Source organism: Microlunatus panaciterrae (genome assembly GCF_016907535.1).
Lineage (GTDB): Bacteria > Actinomycetota > Actinomycetes > Propionibacteriales > Propionibacteriaceae > Microlunatus > Microlunatus panaciterrae.
The window spans coordinates 567,223-582,929 of record NZ_JAFBCF010000001.1; the positions used below are offsets into that span (position 1 = coordinate 567,223).

Genomic DNA, 15,707 nt, shown 5'->3' on the forward strand with positions numbered 1-15,707 from the left:
GTACCGGGTGTCTCACTCGACCCGCTGTATCGCCCTGACCCTCGCTACCGAGGACGGGGTCGGGATCGGCCGCCGTCACAGCTCCAGCAGCTGGCCCGGCTCGGTGACGACGCCGGAGCCGGCGGCGTCGGTCAGCTCGATGACCAGGTCGGGCTGGGCCGCGAAGCCCGCCTCCAGCCGGGCGGACGCCTCCGCCCCGGTCCAGGTCAGCTCGATCCTGTCCTCCCCGAGCACCCGGTGGGAGAAGGTTCCGTCGAAGGCCCGGTGGTTCGAGCGCAGACGCACCAGTGCGAGCAGCGCCCGCGTCACGTCGCTGCGCAGCGCGTCGGCCGTCTCGTCCGCGTCGTAGACGTGCCGGTTCACGTCCCGGCCGTTCCCGGTCCGCGCGAACAGCTCGACGTCGTCGAGTCCGCCGAGCAGGCCCACATAGTAGAGCTGCGGCCGACCCGGCATCCACAGCTGCACCGCCCGGGCCACCAGATAGGTGGTCAGGTCGGCGCCGAGCGCGCTGAAGAAGGTGGCATTGATCTGATGCGGCATGGCGGCCCACTCCGGCACCACCGACGCGATCGCCGAATGCCCGTTCGTCGCCGTCTCGGCGCGGGCGAAGATGGCCGTCATCTCCTCGAGGCTCAGCAGGCCGGGTTGGCCGCCACCGGGCCCGGCGTCGATCACGCCGATCCCGTCGTGGGTGTCGAGCACCGTGATGGCGTTCGAGGGCCGGATGTCCAGCCAGTGCGCGAGACGGTCGACCGTGTGCGTACCGAAGCCGTGCAGCAGCAGTGCAGGCAGGGCGAAGTCGTAGACCAGGTCCACTAGCGGTGCGATGGCCAGTTGCTGGCGGTAGTTGGCGTGCACCTCCACCAGGACGCGCAGTCCGATCTCGCGCGCCAGCGCCGTGATCTCACTGACAAAGTCCAGCGTCTGGGCGGTCATGAAGCTGTCGGTGCCTGGCGTCTTGACCGCGTAGCCGACGGCATCGAGCCGGACGGTGGTGACCCCGCCGGTGCGCAGCACCGTGAGGATGCGACGCAGGTAGTCCTTGGCGCGGGGATGGTGCACATCCAGGTCGACCTGACTGGGCAGGAACGTGGTCCAGACCAGGCGCCGCTGTCCGTCGGCGTGGCTGTAGGCGGTGAACGGCAGGCCGGGCCGCGGACGGTAGAAGGCGGTGATCTGCTGCTCGGTCCCCCCGTCCGGGAAGACCGTGGCGTAGGTGAGAAACATGCCGTCGTAGGGGGAGGCGTCGCTGAGCCGCAGCCAGTCGCGGAACTCGGCCGACTCACTGGAGACGTGGTTGACGATGAGGTCGGCGGTCACCTCACACCCCTTCGCCAGGGCACGAACCTGGTCCCAGTCGCCCAGCCTCGGGTCCACCTGCGCATGGTCCACCGGGTCGAAGCCGGCATCGGCGCCGTCGTAGGGCACGAAGAAGGGCAGGATGTGCACCCCGTCGAAGTCACTCAGCGGCCCTGCCAGCAGGTCCCCGAGTCGGGCCAGATCACCGCCCAGCCGATCGGCATAGGTCAGCAGCTCCACCCCGTGACCGCTGCGCGGCTCCACCGCCGCGCCCACGACCGAACCACCCTGAGCATCCATGCGCGTCGTCCCTCCGGGTCTGGAGACAGACAGCGGGACCCGGCGAGTCCCGCCGCGGTCCTCAGCGTAGCGAGAAAGTGACCTTGGGCCCTCCAGAACCGACCATCCGCGTGCCTAGGGTGAGGAACGACCCCACCCCTGGCTACCGATCGATGGTGGCGGGGACCTCAGAAAGGGCTGACCATGCCACCGCACTGCGACTCACTGGATGGGCCGGTCGTCACGGCGGCACGGGAGTCACTCGAGGCCGGCAGAGTCGACCTGGTGCTTCCGTTCGTGCCAGCGCAGGCGGAGGCGGAGGTCCGCGCGCTGTTCGACAGCGTGCTGCCGGTACGCCAGCAGGGCGATGCCGCCCGGGACGTGGCCGACCGGCTGTTCTTCGAGACGGTCGTGCGGCTTCACCGGGCGGGCGAGGGCGCCCCCTACACCGGTCTCCGGCCCGCCGGGCTCTCGGTCGGCCCGGTGATCCCGCTGGCGGAGCGGGCCATCCAGATCGGCTCACCGGACCCGGTGACCGACTTCCTCACCGGCGTGCTGCGGGATCAGCTGCAGCACCGGCTCGATCAGGTCTTAACGTTGGCGGCCGGTCGGGACCGTTCCGTCGAGGATGCACGGCGGTACGTGGAGGCGATGTTGGGCTTCGAGGTATACAGCCATCACCTGCTGCAGGCGATGCAGGCATCGACCCACGAAGGCAATGGACACGGTTGATAGTTTCGGTCCGTGCCCCCAGATGACCCGAGCGCGACCACGGTCAGGCCCATCGCCCCAGACGACGTGCCGGCCGTCGTCGACCTCTCCCTGAGGGCCTGGCGTCCGGTCTTCGAGTCGTTCGAGCGGGTCCTCGGGCCGGAGATCTACCAGCGCATCTATCCCGACTGGCTGACCAGCCAGGCCGCCGCAGTCCGCGGCACCTGCGACGGGCCCCATGTCTGGGTGGCCGCGACGTCGCAGCGTCCGGTCGGCTTCGTCGCCGTCGACGTCCGCGGCGACGACGCCCGGAGCGCCGAGGTCGACATGATCGCCGTCGATCCTGACCACCAGCGCAAGGGTGTCGCCACCGCACTGATCACGCACGCCCTTGATCAGCTGCGCAGCCTGGGGGTGGCGATCGCCGACATCGGCACCGGCGGTGACCCTGGCCATGCGGCGGCGCGCCGCACGTACGAGAAGGCGGGGTTCACCGCGCTGCCCCTGGTGCGCTACTACAAGGTTCTCTAGCAGCCGATGGCCACTACCAAGATCATCGTCCCGGAGGGCCTGGCGGCCTCGCACGACAAGTATTTCGGTGCCGCCGGTCGAAAGTGGGTCGACGAGCTGCCGAAGCTGGCCGCTGACGGTCTGGACCGCTGGCAGCTGAGGCCCGATGGTGAGCCCACCTTCGGCGCGGTCGCGCTGGTACTGCCGGTGGTGCGCGCCGACGAGACTCTGGCCGTGCTCAAGCTCCAGCCCGTCGACGAGGAGACGTGTGGTGAGCCGCTGGCTCTGACCAGCTGGGCCGGCCTGGGGGCGGTGAGCCTGCTGGAGCATGACGCCGGCTCGGGGTCGATGCTGCTGGAACGCCTCGACGCGACGCGCTCCTTGGCGAGTGTCGCTGACGATGCGGAGGCCCTGCAGGTGATCGCCGTGCTGCTGACCCGGCTGAACGCGGCGCCGGCACCCGCTGGTCTGCGTCGCCTGGCCGATCTGGCCGCGGCGATGCTGACCGAGGCGCCGCGCATCCTCGCAGAGCTTCCGGACGGGACTGACCGCCGGTTGCTGGTGGCCTGTGCGGATCACCTCCGCGAGCTGCTGACCGAACCGGTCGAGGAACGTTTGCTGCACTGGGATCTGCACTACTTCAACGTGCTGGCGTCGCTCGGGGATCAGCAGGAACCCTGGCGGGTGATCGATCCGAAACCGCTCGTTGGTGATCCCGGCTTCGAGCTGCTGCCGGCGTTGTGGAACCGGTGGGACGAGGTGGTCGCCACCGGGAACGTGACCCGGGCGGTCCTCCACCGGTTTGACCTGATGACCGACATCACGGGCCTGGACCGGTCACGGGCTCGGGCCTGGACGCTGGCCCGGGTGCTGCAGAACGCGCTCTGGGACCTCGGCAAGTTTGGCGAGACGGCGGTGCAGCCGTCGCATCGGGCGATTGCGCAGTCCCTGCTCGGCCGCGACAGCTGAACCGCCTGCGCTCAGAAGGCCTGTCGAGTCTGTCGGAAGCTCCGGCGCCGAACTGCTTGCGCCGGCCAGAACGCCGATGCATCCTCGATGCAGAGACCATCGCCGCCGGCCTGCCGGCCGCGAGGCTGTGTTGTTTTGGGGGGAGTCCAGATGCCAGCTACCGATCCGCTCTCACGCGTCGAGTCGACCCTGAGAGGATTGTGGGTGCGAGCCCGCGAATCCCTTCGAACGCCTACCGTTCCGGACTATTCGCCTGCCCCGGACGAGCCCCGGGACGTGCGGCTGCGGCAGTTGGACCGGGTGCGCGACGCCCTCGAGCAGGCCCGTGCCGTGATCGCCCGCGACGGCTGGACCAGCGGCGCCTGGTTCACCGTCGAGTCTTCGTCGGGGGCGCGCCAGGCGGCGCCCTCGGAGGCGTACGCCCTCCTGGACCCGAGGTCCACGGTGGTGAGCGCCTGCCTGGTGGGCACGTTGCTGCGGCTGGCCGACGACCCCGACCGGGCCACGTCGGTCCGCGACGTCCGAGCCTGCGTCGACGAGCTGTACGAGGCGACCCACGAACAGATGGGTCACAGCCCTAGGCCTGCCGGCAGGTCCTTTCCGGTGACCGAGCAGCGTGCCCGGCTGCAGGCCGTGACCGCCTGGAACGACGCGCCCGGACGCACCCGCGAACAGGTGCTCGACGTGCTGGATCGCGCCATCTCCCGCACCATCGTCGCCGCCTGCAGCTGACGGACCGGGCACTGTGCTCGCGGTGCACCACAGACGGCGTGAACTCGGCTGACCCGGCGGAGCGGCGGCTGCGCAGGTGGGCGGTCGGCGCCTACGGCGCCGTGTCTGCCGCGCCCCGCTCTCGCTCGAAGATCAGTTCGTAGTACTTGGCGGCGCCATAGATGGCCATGCCGGGGGCGAAGACCTGGACAAGTCGCCAGCCCTGCTGGGCATGTTCCTCCACGACAGACTGATAGGCCTTCACCTTCCGAGCACGTACACCGAAGATCGCCGAGCCGCGGCCTTCTCCAAGTCGGACGAACTTGTATTCGTAGGTGATCATGGCATTCCCCGGTCCTCCTGGTCGATGTCGTCATGCTGCTGACGGTTCGCCGTGACGACAAGAGACGTTGGTCCCGGACAGACTCTGCGAAGCGACTCGGCCACGCGCACCGCCTCGCTAGCCCAGGGTCGTGGCGGCTTTCCGCATCAGGGCTCGGTACGGTGCCTGTCATGGAGGCGGCGAAGAGGTGTTCGGGCACGGCACGCGTCGTGCGGGGCGCCGAAGTGGTGCAGGAGCTTTCGGTCGGCGTGCTGGATGGACCCGGCGGCGAGGTGTGTTGGCCCGGGATGCGGGCGCAGGCGTGCTCGATCAGCAAGCTCGTCATGTCCATTGCGGTGCTCAAGCTGGCGGAACTTCGTGAGCTGCACCTGCAGGAGCCGATCGCACGGTGGGTGACGGTCCCACCGCAGTGGTCGGCGATCACCCTGCACCAACTCCTCAGCCACACTTCCGGACTCGGCCACTGGGGAGACGTGCCGGGTCTCCCCCGGTTGTTGACAGCTCCTCCTCCGCGCGAGGAGCTCGTCGCCTTGATCACCCGGGCACCGCTGGTTCACTCGCCAGGAGATGCCTGGTGCTACAGCGGCCCGGGTTACGTGTTCACCTCGCTGGTGATCGAGGCTGCCACAGGTGGACCCTACGCAGAGGTGGCGACCGAGCTCGTCCTCGCCCCGGCTGGTATGACCCAAACGACCTCCGGCGAGAGTCTGGTCGGTCGGGCCGGTGTAGCCATGGGCCATGTCGGCGGCGACCCTCAGCACCTGCACCCCGGCTTTGCTGCGGTCGACGGGTCCGGTGATCTCTGGACGACCACAGCGGACCTTATTCGCCTCAACCAGGCGCTCCGCGCAGGCGAGCTTCTGAAGCCAGCGACGGCTGCCCAGCTGTGGACCGCGCACGCAGAGCTGAACAAGACCGCCGACGCCGCCGCCGTCATACAGATGTCGGCGTATGGGTATGGAACGTTCTTAGGTCAGATCAACAACCGCAACGCGCGCATCACGCCCGGGGACGGCCCCGGCTACCAGACGCTGCTGGCCTATCTGCCTGACCAGGACCTCGACATCGCCATCCTCTGCAATGAAGACGCCCCCAGTATCGACGCAGCACTCGACATGTTGACCTCGCTTCGTTGAGGCGCGCGAGGTATGGACCTCGCAGGGGCATTCTGGTCAGCACCACACCTATGGGTCCAGGGGTGTCAGGCACGCCGTTGGCCAGCGATGCCTTCGAGCGCAAGACCGATCCCATTGGACCTATGGCCCACAGAAAAACTGCAGGTCCGCCCAAGAGCAGACCTGCAGAATTTCGCGAACAGATCCTCGCTATTTCGCGAAGACCCTGAGTGGAGGTGGCGGGAATCGAACCCGCGTCCTCGAGCGACGAACCAGGACTTCTCCGGGCGCAGCCAGCTAGCAGATTTTCTTAGCCCCCACACTCACGCTGGCAAGGTGTGAGACAGGCTCAGCCGCTGTTGCTTTCCCTATCAGGCCCTGCGGCCATTCCTGACAGGTAAGCCTCCTTGATGAGGCCAGGGTCCGGGACGGAGGCGCTCCCGGTCTGACCCTTCGGTCACTGCTTAAGCAGCGAGAGCGAAGTCAGTGCGCTTAGAGTTGGCACTTATTGGTTTCCAAGGAACGTTAACGAGATAACCCTGGATTCTCGGCCCGCTTCTCCTGGGACTATCGTCCCAAGTCGAAACCGATCACCCCCTATTAAATTGTGCTCCGCTGCCGGCCGTACGCCCTGGGGCGTCGTGCTCGGCGGCGACTTTCCACTCTACCTGCTTGTAACGCCGGACCGCACCTTCTTTGTTCCGGCGGTCACTTCTCCGACAGGATCTCCAGCTTCACCACGGACTTGACCGGGTTGCGCCAGTCCTCGCCCTGCAGCGCCTTGGCGCCGCCGACGATGGTCAGCACGAACCAGCCGAGGCCCATGAACGGGAAGATCCAGTCGAAGATGTCGCCGGGCACCATGGCGTTCACGATGCCGGCCAGAGCGAAGGCGATCACCGAGATGACCTGGAAGTTGAACGCCTTGGCCGCCTCCCGTCGGGCGTAGCTGCCCGCGTTCGACAGGGCGAACACCAGTCCCGGACCGAAGATCCACAGGAAGAAGACCGAGAAGTGTGCGAACGCGGCGGCACCGCGGCCCACCTTCTGCTGCGTCTCGGGCCGGACCAGTGGCTGGTAGGCGGGGTGAATCCCGAGTGCGGTGGACGTGGTCGGCACCTGGACCAGACCGTAGAAGGCCTGGTTGAGGTCCTTGCGCGTCACCGCGGAGATGACCTGACCGATCCGGGCGTCAAACTCGCTCTCGGTGATCCGACCGTCGGCGTAGGCCTCCTGGAGCCAGTGCTCAGCGCGCACGCGCTGCTCCGGCGTGACATGCATCCTGAGGCTGGGATGCTCATACGTGGCGTTCATGCTGACAAGCCTGCCCCCGCTGAAGGGTGAAAACCATCCGGCACTCCCCTGGATCGACCCCGAGGGAATCCGGCCGCTACGTTGGTGGGCATGACCGAGAAACCAGAGATCGACTTTCCCGACGGCCCTCCCCCGGCAGACCTGGAGATCACCGACATCACCGTCGGCGACGGCGCCGAAGCGACCCCGGGCAGCAGTGTCCTGGTCCACTATGTCGGCGTCGCGCACAGCACCGGCGAGGAGTTCGACGCCTCCTACAACCGCGGCGCACCCCTCGACTTCCCGCTCGGCGCCGGCCGGGTCATCCAGGGCTGGGACCGGGGCGTGGCCGGGATGAAGGTCGGCGGCCGCCGCCAGCTCGTCATCCCGCCGCACCTGGCGTACGGCGATCGCGGCGCCGGCGGCGTGATCAAGCCGGGTGAGACGCTGATCTTCGTCGTCGACCTGGTCGACGTCCGCTGACCCTGGTCCGTCACCGCGTCGTCTCCCCAGGACCGGAAGGGGCTAGCACCAGCCGGCAACAGCCGGGGTCCGAGAACGGCAGCAGCTCGGCCCGGTGGCCGTCGACCTGCCACTGCTCGAGAGCCCCCTGCACGATGCCCAGGTGAACCCTGCACACGACGTCGGGATAGCGGCGGGCGGTGTCGAGCAGCGGGCAGCGGGTCAGGCTCACCTCGGTGGCCTGCGGGTCGGCCTCGGGGCCGAAGCCGAGGTCGGCCAGCAGCGCCACCAGGTGCCGCCGTCCAGATTCGGGCCTGCCATCCGGCGGACCACCCTTGGTCCGGGCCAGATCGCGGCCCCACTCCTCGCCGGCTGCGATGGCCACCGGCACCGGATCGCCGGGACCGTGATGGATCGCCGCCGCGAGCGCGGACGCCAGTCCGGCGTACTCCATCACCGTGGCCGCCTCCCCGGTGGCCTCGTACAGCTGCGCCGGGCGGCCACGACCGCTGGGCGCGGCCCGCTGCCGACGTACCCGGCCCTCGGACTCGAGCGCCTCCAGGTGCTCGCGCAGCGTGTTGATGTGCAGTGACGTGAGCTCGCTCAGCGCCGCCAGGGTGAGCGGGCGTCCGGAGCGAAGCAGCGCATCCATGACCGCGCGGCGCGAGTCCGAAATGGCCGGCTCGGCCGACGCGGGCGGAGTCGGCAGAGGTCCCAGCGGTACGCCCGGCTCCTGCACCGGCCTGCTATTTTTCACGGACACAAGTGTAGTAAAATAAGCGACACGTCGCCACCTCGGTGACGTAGCCGCTATCGGAGGCCGCCCACCATGACTGTCCACCCCATCGCATCCACCGAGGCCGACGCCCACGCGGTGTCCGCCGTCGAGCAACACCATGCCCAGCTTGCCGCCGCGCTGGCCGCCCGGGTCCAGTCCGTACTGAGGGCCGCCCGCAACGGCGCCGAGGCTGAGACCAGGTCTGCGGCGCAGGATCTCGTCGCCTGGTGCCGGGCCGAGCTCATCCCGCACGCGGTCGCCGAGGAGACCACCCTGTATGCCGCCGCCCAGCGCCGAGCCGAGGGCCGGCTGCTCGTCGACGGCATGCTCACCGAGCACGCCGTCATCATCGGCCTGGTCGAATCGATCGCCGCCGCTGACGACCCGGTGACCTCAGCGGCCGACGCCCGGGCGCTGTCCGTGGTCTTCGACAACCACCTGGAGAAGGAGAACACCCTGGTGCTGCCGCTGCTGGTCTCCGCAGCCGACGTCTCGGTCGCTGACCTGCTGGGCGGGATGCACGAGCTCCTCGGCGGCGAGGCCCAACACGAGCCCGGCCACGGGCACGGGCCGGACGAGCGGACCGAGCACCGCGGACACACCTGTGGCTGCGGCGAGGTCGACCCTGACGGCTTCCCGGAACTGGACGCGCGAGTGGTGCCGCACGCCATCCGGCACGCCACCATCTTCGGCGCCCTCGACGGGATCCGTCCCGGCAGCGGCCTGATCCTGGTGGCACCCCACGACCCGAAGCCGCTGCTGGCGCAGATCGAGCAGCGTCAGCCGGGCGCGTTCCAGGTCGCCTACCTCGAGCAGGGGCCGGAAAGGTGGCGGCTGGCCTTCACCCGCCAGAACGGCTGAGCCGTACGGACCCACGCCCGGCCGCTACCAGCTGCTGCTGCCACCGCCACCACCGCCTCCGCCGGAGAAGCCACCGCCGCCGAAGGAGCTGCCACCGCCGAACCCGGTCCCGCCGCCCGACGAGGACGGCACCGGGGTGGCGGCGTGGGTGAGGCTGCTGGTCAGGAAGGCGGTGTTGAAGGCGGCCATGTTGTAGTTGCCGACGTACCAGTACGGGGTGGTGTTGGGCAGCCGGCCCATCGCCACCAGGTCGCCGCAGATCTTGGCCCAGCGGTCGGCGAGCTCGAAGGCGATCGCCCAGGGCAGGTATTTGGAGAAGATGTCCTCCCCCTCCTCAAACTGCAGCTGCTCAGCCTCGGCCGTGGCGAGGTAGGTCTTGAAGCCCTCCACCTGGTCACACACCGCGCGGCCGTCCGCGGTGCGCTGGCCGCGCCGCAGCTTGGACCTGATCACCGCGATCGTGATGACGATCGGCAGCAGCGGCAGCAGGAACAGCAGTGCCGTGGCGCCGATGCTGAAGGCGATGAACACCCCGATCGCGATCCCGCCGAAGCCGATGCCGCCGATCGAGCTGGCCGACGGCACCTTGCGGAACCAGCCGCGGGAGGCGACCTGGTTGCGTACCGAGTCGGTCATCGCCTTGTGCGCGGGCAGCATGCTGCCCTGCGCCGACAGGTCGGCCACCGCGCCCGGCGGCCGGCCCCCGAACAGGCTGGTCAGCAGCACCATCTCGTGCGGGGCGGTCGCCCGGTTGGGGTCGACCAGGGTGACACTGAAGTCCTTCTCGGACGAGCTCTGCACCGTCAGCGCGCCCTTGACGGCAAGGTCGATGATGGTCGCCGCGGTCTCGCGTGCATCGACCTGGCCGTCGATCAGCAGTCCGGCCTCGGCGACCGGGATCTTCGGCGGCGAGAACGCCACCGGGATCGGCAGGTCGGGGTCGTTGGCGCCGATCTCCACCGGCGCCCCCGGCAGCGGCAGGGTTCCGGGCGCCAGGTTGGTGTAGCGCTGGTCCACCCCGTTCTTGCGCCACCACAGCCAGCCGAGGAGCGGCGAGCCGATGGTGAACAGCGCCCCGACGCCCACCAGGGCGCCGATGCCGACCTTCTCGGCGGTGGACATCTTCGACCCGTCGGGCTCAAGGTGCGGCTTGTTGTCGCTGACCAGGCCGGAGCCGATCTTGACGCCGATCGTCACGCCCGTCTCGGCAGCCAGGTTGCCCTGGCTGAAGGTCGCCGTGTCGCCCAAGATGGTCTTGGAGTCGCACTCGTTCTTGCTCTGCACCGGACCGGCGAAGCAGGTCAGCTCCTGCGGGCCACCGGGAACGGTTGCGCTGATCTGCAGCTTCTTGATCGCCGGGTTGCCGAAGCCGGTGGCGTCCCAGTAGAACTCGTCATAGCCGCTGAACGAGCGCATGGCGCCCTTGACCTGGTAGGAGATGACGTACGTCGCGGTGTCGGCCGAGACGGTCTTGTCCGGGTCGCCGATCCGTAGCCGGAGGATCTCGGTGCGTCCGTTGTTCTGCTCGGTGGTGCTCTTGTCCACGCTGGTCGGGGCGCCCGAGGGGCTGCTGACGTCCACGTTGGAGATGTCGTAGACGGCGTCGTTGGCCTGGTCGTACTGCTCGCGGGTCACCAGGTCGCGGTTGATGCCGTGCCGGCCGGAGTTGGAGCCGAATCGCCAGACGATGGTCTCGCGTACGTCCAGCACGCCGCTCGGCTGCATCACGTACTTGATCGCGAACGAGTCGATCTGGTCGTCCGCGGCGAACGCGCGGGCCGGGTTCGCATACGCCAGTCCCAGCGCCAACGCGCAGGCGAAGAGGAACGCCAGCCACCAGCGCAGGTTGCGCGCCCGCCGGACGTTCGGATGCTCGCAGGTCGCGACCCGCACCAGACCCATCTGCTCACTCACCCCTGTTGCGTCGTGCCAGCGCTCGTTCGGCTTCTCGCTTCGCTTCCCGCTCCGCGATCGACTGCCGCTTGTCGTACTCCCGCTTGCCGGAGGCCACCGCCAGCTCCACCTTGGCGTAGCCGTCGGAGAAGTACATCGACAGCGGGACCAGTGTGGTCCCACTGGAGGCCAGTTCGCGTTCGATCTTGGCAATCTCGCGACGGTTGAGCAGCAGCTTGCGGGTCCGTCGGGCCGCGTGGTTGGTCCAGGTGCCGTGGCTGTACTCCCCGATGTGCGCGGCCCGCAGCCAGACCTCGCCCTCGTCCACCGTCGCGAACGCGTCCGCCAACGAGGCCCGCCCTTCCCGCAGCGACTTGACCTCGGTGCCGCTCAGCACCATCCCGGCCTCATAGGTGTCGTGAATCTTGTAGTCGTGCCGCGCCTTCCGGTTCTGCGCGATCAGCTTGCGACCCTTTTCCTTGACCATTGCTCCATCATCTCGTCCCGCTCCAACTGGTTTCCCCGGCGGGGGTCCGGGTGGGGGGCAGTTTCCCAAGTCGACTTGGGAAACGGTCACGAAGCCAGGGAAATCTGCCTCGCAGAGTGACAGTTTTGTCAGCGCTGTGCGGGCGAAGGCCGCCGGAAGCCCGTCATCTCGTACGGGCGGAGCGCCTCACAGCGGGATGACGACCCGACCGTTGGTGTACAGCGAGCGGGACTGCTCGAGGTCGCGCCTCAGCTGGCGCATGGTGGCTGCGGCATTGGCCGGCATCACCCCGGACCAGGTGAACCGTGACATGCCGAGCCGCTGGGCCCGCATCCCGTCCTCGCGGATCTTCTCCCGGACGACGGCGTCGCTGGCGGACTCCCCCTCGCGCAGGAAGCGTTGGTACTTGACCTCGCCGTCGAACTCGCCGAGGTGGCGATACTCCGGCCAGTGGAAGTCGCTTCTGCCGATGAGCCGGCCGGAGGTCGAAAAGACCTCGTACTGCAGGGTCGGGCGCGGGATGCCGTGCCGGTAGCACTGCAGCCGGGTGACCGACTCCCCCTCACTCTCCGAGCCGCCATCGGCCAGGCTCAGCGCCAGCCGCGCCACCCTGGAACCCGGGCGGCGGCGGTATCCGGGTGCATGGGCGAGCAGCTCCTCGCCCAGTGCGGGATGCAGCCGCAGCGCACTGTCCGCGGTGCAGACCCCGGCCGTCAGGGTGGACATGCACGCAACGTCCCACACCGTACGGGCGAGGGTGGTGACCCAGACGCGGCCGATCTGCTCCAGATCCTCGTCGATCCCGAGCGGCAGCCGGTGGTGGCAGATGCCGGCCTCGTCCCGCGACGAAGTGCCGTCGAGTCGAATGATGTGGACGGCCTCGAGATCCTGGCCGTACACCGACAGGCCGCGGATCGCCGCCGCCGACGGCCCGGCCAGGGCGACCGAGCCGCGCTGCTGGTGGACCACAGCCCTCGCCAGCACGGCGTGCCGTCCGGCCCGATCGAGAAGGCGATGCTGGTCGGCAAAGACGTAGGCGCCCTGCCGGAGGCGCAGCAGCAGCCCCGATCGCGAGGCCGCCCGAAGGTCGCGGTCCAGCCAGCCGCAGTCCAGAGCCTGCGCTCGGGTGACGAAGCCGCCGTTGGCCGCGGCGGCACTGAGGAGCAGCGGAACGTCCATACCCCAAGGACTAAGGAGACTGCGGCGCATCGTGCACCCTCAGGGGCGGGCTGTGGATGGCCGGCGGTGGGACACCTCGCCTGTGGACACCGGCGTCCCAGCACCTGCGGGCGGGCGTACCGGCGTCACGCAGCCAGGAAAACAGTCACTGGGCCAGGCAAATTTGCCTGGCCCAGTGACTGTTTCCCAAGTCGACTTGGGAATCCGACCGGCGAACGGGAGGAGCGGGTCAGTACCAGCTCATCGGGTTGACCATGCCCCCGTCGAGCCAGACCATCAGGTGCAGGTGGCAGCCGGTGGAGAAGCCGGTGGTGCCGACGTAGCCGATGACCTCGCCCTGCCGGACGTGCTCGCCGACGCTGACCGTGTAGCGGATGGCGTGGTTGTAGCCGGTGGTGACGTAGCGGCCGTCGACCATCCCGTGGTCGATCATCAGCCGGTTGCCGTAGCCGGCGTTGAAGTAGCGCTCCGAGACCCGGCCCGAGTAGGCGGCGTGGATCGCGGTCCCGCAGCCCGCTCCGAAGTCTGTGCCGTCGTGCAGCTTCCAGTAGTGCAGCACCGGGTGGAACCGCATCCCGTACGGCGAGGTGATCGGCGCGGACACCGGGTAGATGAAGCCGTGGTGCGCCGAGGAGTAGCTCGGCCGCGGGGCCGACCGGCGGTACGTCTTCTTGCTGGGCGACTTGTGCGAGGGGTAGCTGCGCTTGGCGGAGCTCCGGGACGACCGGGCCCTGGCGGCGGCTGCCGCCTCCTCCCGCGCCCTGCGCGCCTCCTCGGCCCGCTTCGCGGCCCGCCGGGCAGCCCGGGCTGCGGCGGCCTTGCGGGCGGCCTCGGCCTTGGCTCGGGCGATCCGGGCGGCGATGCGCTTCTCGACCGAGGCACGCTCGCGGCTGAGGTCGGCGTACCGCTGCTTGTCGGCGGCCACCTGGTGCTGGGCCGACGCCTCTGCGGACTGCTTGGCCTGGACCAGCGAGGCGACGTTGGCCGTCTGCGCTGCCGCCTGCTGCTCCAGCCGCTGCTTCGTCTTGAGGTTCGCCGCGGCCGCCTTGCGGTCGGCGGCGATCTGCTTCTCCAGCTCGGTCTGCTTGGCCCGCTCGGCGTTCAGCTTGCGCTGCAGCACCGTCAACTCGTCGATGCTGGCCTGGGTGGTGTCGAACATCGTGGTCGACCACTGGAGCCTGGTCTGCAGGTCCTTGGTCGAGTTGTTCTGGACCAGGATCGCGATCGGCATCAGATTGGTCTGCTGCTGGTAGGCGTCACGGACCTGCTGGCCGGCCATCTTCTCCTGGGCGTCAAGGGCCCGCTGCCCCTTCGCCACCGCGGCCTTGGCCTTCGCCAGCTGGGCCTTCGCCTTCTTCAGCTTCGCCGCCATCGCGATGTCACGCTGGGTCGCGGTCGCCAGCTCGGCCTCGGTCCGGGCCAGCTGGGCCTGCGCCACCTCCAGGTCCGCCTGGGCCCGGTCGACGGCGACGGCCGCTGCGGAGAGCTCCTTGGTGGACTCACTCAGGTCACGCTGCGTCTGGCTGATCTGCTTCTTGACCTTGTCCCGGTGATCGGTCAGGTCGTCGGCCGAGGCCAGCGGCGCCATCAGCGTCAGCCCGACCGCGCCGGCCGCCATCAGAGCGACGGTGCCGCGGAAGACCCGCAGCCGTCGCGCCCTCGAGGTGTCCCCCCACACCGTCATGCGCTTCAGTATGCCCTTGGACGCCGGCCGCAGCCGCGCAAAGCGGCCAGTGTCGCTATTGGCGGCCTCTCTGCCGTCCGGAACGCCCAGCCGGGCGTAGGGAGGATCCGGAACCACAACATTCCCCAATCAGTTTGATTGACCTTTCGGCCGAAACCGAAAGTCTCAAGGTGTGATTGAGGGTTAGTCATCACACTCTCAAGTACTTACGGGTCGTTATCAGCGTGGGAATGATAGCCAGAAGAAGTCCAACGATGGCAACCCCCGACATGGCCAATAGCGCTTGATTCCAACCAATCCATGGTAAAGACTGAATGGAGACTTCAGCCTTTTTCATGATGATGAAGTAAACGCCAGAGGCCAATGTGACGCATGCGAGTCCTGCGCCGACGATGGCCGAAATGACCGCTTCAAAAAGGAACGGCAGCGTGATATAGAGGTTGCTCGCTCCGACCAGCCGCATGATGCCGATCTCCCGGCGACGAGCGAAGGCGGCCAGCCGGATGGTGTTGCCGATCTGCAGTGCGGCGGCGAAGAGCAGCAGCGCACTGGAGATGATGGTCCCCCACTGCAGCAGGTTGAGCCAGCTGAAGAACGGATCCAGATACTTGCGAAGGTCCTGGACGGCCTGCACCCCCTTCAGCCCCGCCACCGAGGAGACCACCCCCTCGTACTGCTCCGGGTTCTTCAGCTTCACCCGGAACGACTCCTGCATCTGGTCGACCGTCAGCGAGTCCTGGATCGGGTTGCCCTCATAGGCCTTCTGGAACTCCTTGTAGGCCTCCGGCTTGCTCTCGAAGTAGACCCCGCCCGGGGCTACCTCCGGGTTGCTCTCCAGCGTCTGGCGGATGACATCCTTCTGTGCCTGGCTGGTGTCCTGGCCCGGGTCGCAGTTGTCGCCCTTGGTGTCCTGGGTGCAGAGGAAGATCGAGATCTCGATCTTGTCGTACCAGCGGCCCTTCATCAGGTCCACCTGTTGGCTGGCGAGCAGACCCGAGCCGAACAGGGAGAGCGACACCCACATCGTCATGATGACCGCGAGGGTCATGGTCAGGTTGCGGCGCAGGCCGCTGCCGGTCTCGGAGAAAATATGGCGGAAACGCATCAGCAGTCCTCGGGGTCATCAGTGGTCG

16 protein-coding genes and 1 other RNA gene are annotated in these 15,707 nt (G+C 68.4%); 7 read left to right on the forward strand and 10 right to left on the reverse strand.

Annotated features, from left to right (window positions below; genetic code table 11):
- Positions 1-75: 75 nt before the first annotated feature.
- A complete protein-coding gene (gene gtfA / locus JOE57_RS02460) occupies positions 76-1,599 on the reverse strand; it encodes a sucrose phosphorylase (protein WP_204916233.1) in 1,524 nt (507 codons plus the stop codon).
- 183 nt (positions 1,600-1,782) lie between these two features.
- On the opposite strand from gtfA, the gene JOE57_RS02465 reads away from it, so the two are divergent.
- The 4 genes from JOE57_RS02465 to JOE57_RS02480 all read left to right on the forward strand — a co-directional run bounded on the left by JOE57_RS02465 (position 1,783) and on the right by JOE57_RS02480 (position 4,500).
- Positions 1,783-2,310 (forward strand): DUF6448 family protein, encoded by a 528-nt coding sequence (locus JOE57_RS02465; RefSeq protein ID WP_204916234.1) that lies wholly within the window; start codon positions 1,783-1,785, stop codon positions 2,308-2,310.
- Positions 2,311-2,322: 12 nt separating this feature from the next.
- Positions 2,323-2,820 (forward strand): GNAT family N-acetyltransferase, encoded by a 498-nt coding sequence (locus JOE57_RS02470; protein ID WP_204916235.1) that lies wholly within the window; start codon positions 2,323-2,325, stop codon positions 2,818-2,820.
- A gap of 6 nt (positions 2,821-2,826) precedes the next feature.
- Complete coding sequence (locus tag JOE57_RS02475; protein WP_204916236.1) at positions 2,827-3,768, forward strand: aminoglycoside phosphotransferase family protein; 942 nt, start codon at positions 2,827-2,829, stop codon at positions 3,766-3,768.
- A gap of 204 nt (positions 3,769-3,972) precedes the next feature.
- The gene (locus JOE57_RS02480; RefSeq protein WP_204916237.1) at positions 3,973-4,500 is read left to right on the forward strand and encodes a DUF6197 family protein; all 528 of its coding nucleotides are present in this window, start codon (positions 3,973-3,975) and stop codon (positions 4,498-4,500) included.
- A gap of 91 nt (positions 4,501-4,591) precedes the next feature.
- On the opposite strand, the gene JOE57_RS02485 is transcribed toward JOE57_RS02480, so the two are convergent.
- Positions 4,592-4,822 carry a DUF4177 domain-containing protein gene (locus JOE57_RS02485; protein ID WP_204916238.1) on the reverse strand — a complete coding sequence of 77 codons (231 nt, stop codon included), beginning with the start codon at positions 4,820-4,822 and terminating at the stop codon, positions 4,592-4,594.
- Between the two features lie 170 nt (positions 4,823-4,992).
- Between JOE57_RS02485 and JOE57_RS02490 the strand changes: the two genes are divergently transcribed.
- Entirely contained in the window at positions 4,993-5,958 is a 966-nt protein-coding gene (locus JOE57_RS02490) for a serine hydrolase domain-containing protein (protein WP_204916239.1), read from the forward strand.
- A 207-nt stretch (positions 5,959-6,165) separates the two neighbouring features.
- Here JOE57_RS02490 and ssrA read toward each other — a convergent pair.
- Both ssrA and JOE57_RS02500 read right to left on the reverse strand, forming a co-directional pair.
- Positions 6,166-6,535: a transfer-messenger RNA gene (ssrA, locus tag JOE57_RS02495) on the reverse strand.
- Between the two features lie 110 nt (positions 6,536-6,645).
- Positions 6,646-7,251 (reverse strand): DUF1707 and DUF4870 domain-containing protein, encoded by a 606-nt coding sequence (locus tag JOE57_RS02500; RefSeq protein WP_204916240.1) that lies wholly within the window; start codon positions 7,249-7,251, stop codon positions 6,646-6,648.
- 90 nt (positions 7,252-7,341) lie between these two features.
- Here JOE57_RS02500 and JOE57_RS02505 point away from each other — a divergent pair, with 90 nt between their 5' ends.
- Entirely contained in the window at positions 7,342-7,713 is a 372-nt protein-coding gene (locus tag JOE57_RS02505; protein ID WP_204916241.1) for an FKBP-type peptidyl-prolyl cis-trans isomerase, read from the forward strand.
- A 10-nt stretch (positions 7,714-7,723) separates the two neighbouring features.
- Here JOE57_RS02505 and JOE57_RS02510 read toward each other — a convergent pair whose 3' ends face one another.
- Entirely contained in the window at positions 7,724-8,449 is a 726-nt protein-coding gene (locus tag JOE57_RS02510; protein WP_338041121.1) for a helix-turn-helix transcriptional regulator, read from the reverse strand.
- A gap of 72 nt (positions 8,450-8,521) precedes the next feature.
- On the opposite strand from JOE57_RS02510, the gene JOE57_RS02515 reads away from it, so the two are divergent.
- Complete coding sequence (locus JOE57_RS02515; RefSeq protein WP_204916242.1) at positions 8,522-9,331, forward strand: DUF2249 domain-containing protein; 810 nt, start codon at positions 8,522-8,524, stop codon at positions 9,329-9,331.
- A gap of 24 nt (positions 9,332-9,355) precedes the next feature.
- Here JOE57_RS02515 and JOE57_RS02520 read toward each other — a convergent pair whose 3' ends face one another.
- From JOE57_RS02520 to ftsX, 5 genes are all read right to left on the reverse strand, one after another.
- Positions 9,356-11,245 carry a DUF2207 family protein gene (locus JOE57_RS02520; protein WP_204916243.1) on the reverse strand — a complete coding sequence of 630 codons (1,890 nt, stop codon included), beginning with the start codon at positions 11,243-11,245 and terminating at the stop codon, positions 9,356-9,358.
- Positions 11,238-11,711, reverse strand: a complete 474-nt coding sequence (gene smpB / locus JOE57_RS02525; protein WP_204916244.1) for an SsrA-binding protein SmpB — start codon at positions 11,709-11,711, stop codon at positions 11,238-11,240. Before smpB ends, JOE57_RS02520 begins: the two co-directional genes overlap by 8 nt.
- Positions 11,712-11,897: 186 nt before the next feature.
- A complete protein-coding gene (locus JOE57_RS02530) occupies positions 11,898-12,890 on the reverse strand; it encodes a type IV toxin-antitoxin system AbiEi family antitoxin domain-containing protein (protein ID WP_204916245.1) in 993 nt (330 codons plus the stop codon).
- A 229-nt stretch (positions 12,891-13,119) separates the two neighbouring features.
- A complete protein-coding gene (locus tag JOE57_RS02535; protein ID WP_204916246.1) occupies positions 13,120-14,574 on the reverse strand; it encodes a M23 family metallopeptidase in 1,455 nt (484 codons plus the stop codon).
- Positions 14,575-14,764: 190 nt separating this feature from the next.
- On the reverse strand, positions 14,765-15,679 hold the full coding sequence (gene ftsX, locus JOE57_RS02540) for a permease-like cell division protein FtsX (protein WP_239578817.1): 915 nt from the start codon (positions 15,677-15,679) through the stop codon (positions 14,765-14,767).
- Positions 15,680-15,707 lie beyond the last annotated feature (28 nt).

Bases quoted from the DNA above. Each gene is read 5' to 3' on its own strand.
- JOE57_RS02505 (WP_204916241.1), top strand. From the start codon at position 7,342: ATGACCGAGAAACCAGAGATCGACTTTCCCGACGGCCCTCCCCCGGCA.
- JOE57_RS02530 (WP_204916245.1), bottom strand. From the start codon at position 12,890: ATGGACGTTCCGCTGCTCCTCAGTGCCGCCGCGGCCAACGGCGGCTTC.
- gtfA (WP_204916233.1), bottom strand. From the start codon at position 1,599: ATGGATGCTCAGGGTGGTTCGGTCGTGGGCGCGGCGGTGGAGCCGCGC.
- ftsX (WP_239578817.1), bottom strand. From the start codon at position 15,679: ATGCGTTTCCGCCATATTTTCTCCGAGACCGGCAGCGGCCTGCGCCGC.
- JOE57_RS02515 (WP_204916242.1), top strand. From the start codon at position 8,522: ATGACTGTCCACCCCATCGCATCCACCGAGGCCGACGCCCACGCGGTG.
- JOE57_RS02535 (WP_204916246.1), bottom strand. From the start codon at position 14,574: ATGACGGTGTGGGGGGACACCTCGAGGGCGCGACGGCTGCGGGTCTTC.
- JOE57_RS02490 (WP_204916239.1), top strand. From the start codon at position 4,993: ATGGAGGCGGCGAAGAGGTGTTCGGGCACGGCACGCGTCGTGCGGGGC.
- JOE57_RS02465 (WP_204916234.1), top strand. From the start codon at position 1,783: ATGCCACCGCACTGCGACTCACTGGATGGGCCGGTCGTCACGGCGGCA.
- JOE57_RS02475 (WP_204916236.1), top strand. From the start codon at position 2,827: ATGGCCACTACCAAGATCATCGTCCCGGAGGGCCTGGCGGCCTCGCAC.
- JOE57_RS02500 (WP_204916240.1), bottom strand. From the start codon at position 7,251: ATGAACGCCACGTATGAGCATCCCAGCCTCAGGATGCATGTCACGCCG.
- JOE57_RS02485 (WP_204916238.1), bottom strand. From the start codon at position 4,822: ATGATCACCTACGAATACAAGTTCGTCCGACTTGGAGAAGGCCGCGGC.
- smpB (WP_204916244.1), bottom strand. From the start codon at position 11,711: ATGGTCAAGGAAAAGGGTCGCAAGCTGATCGCGCAGAACCGGAAGGCG.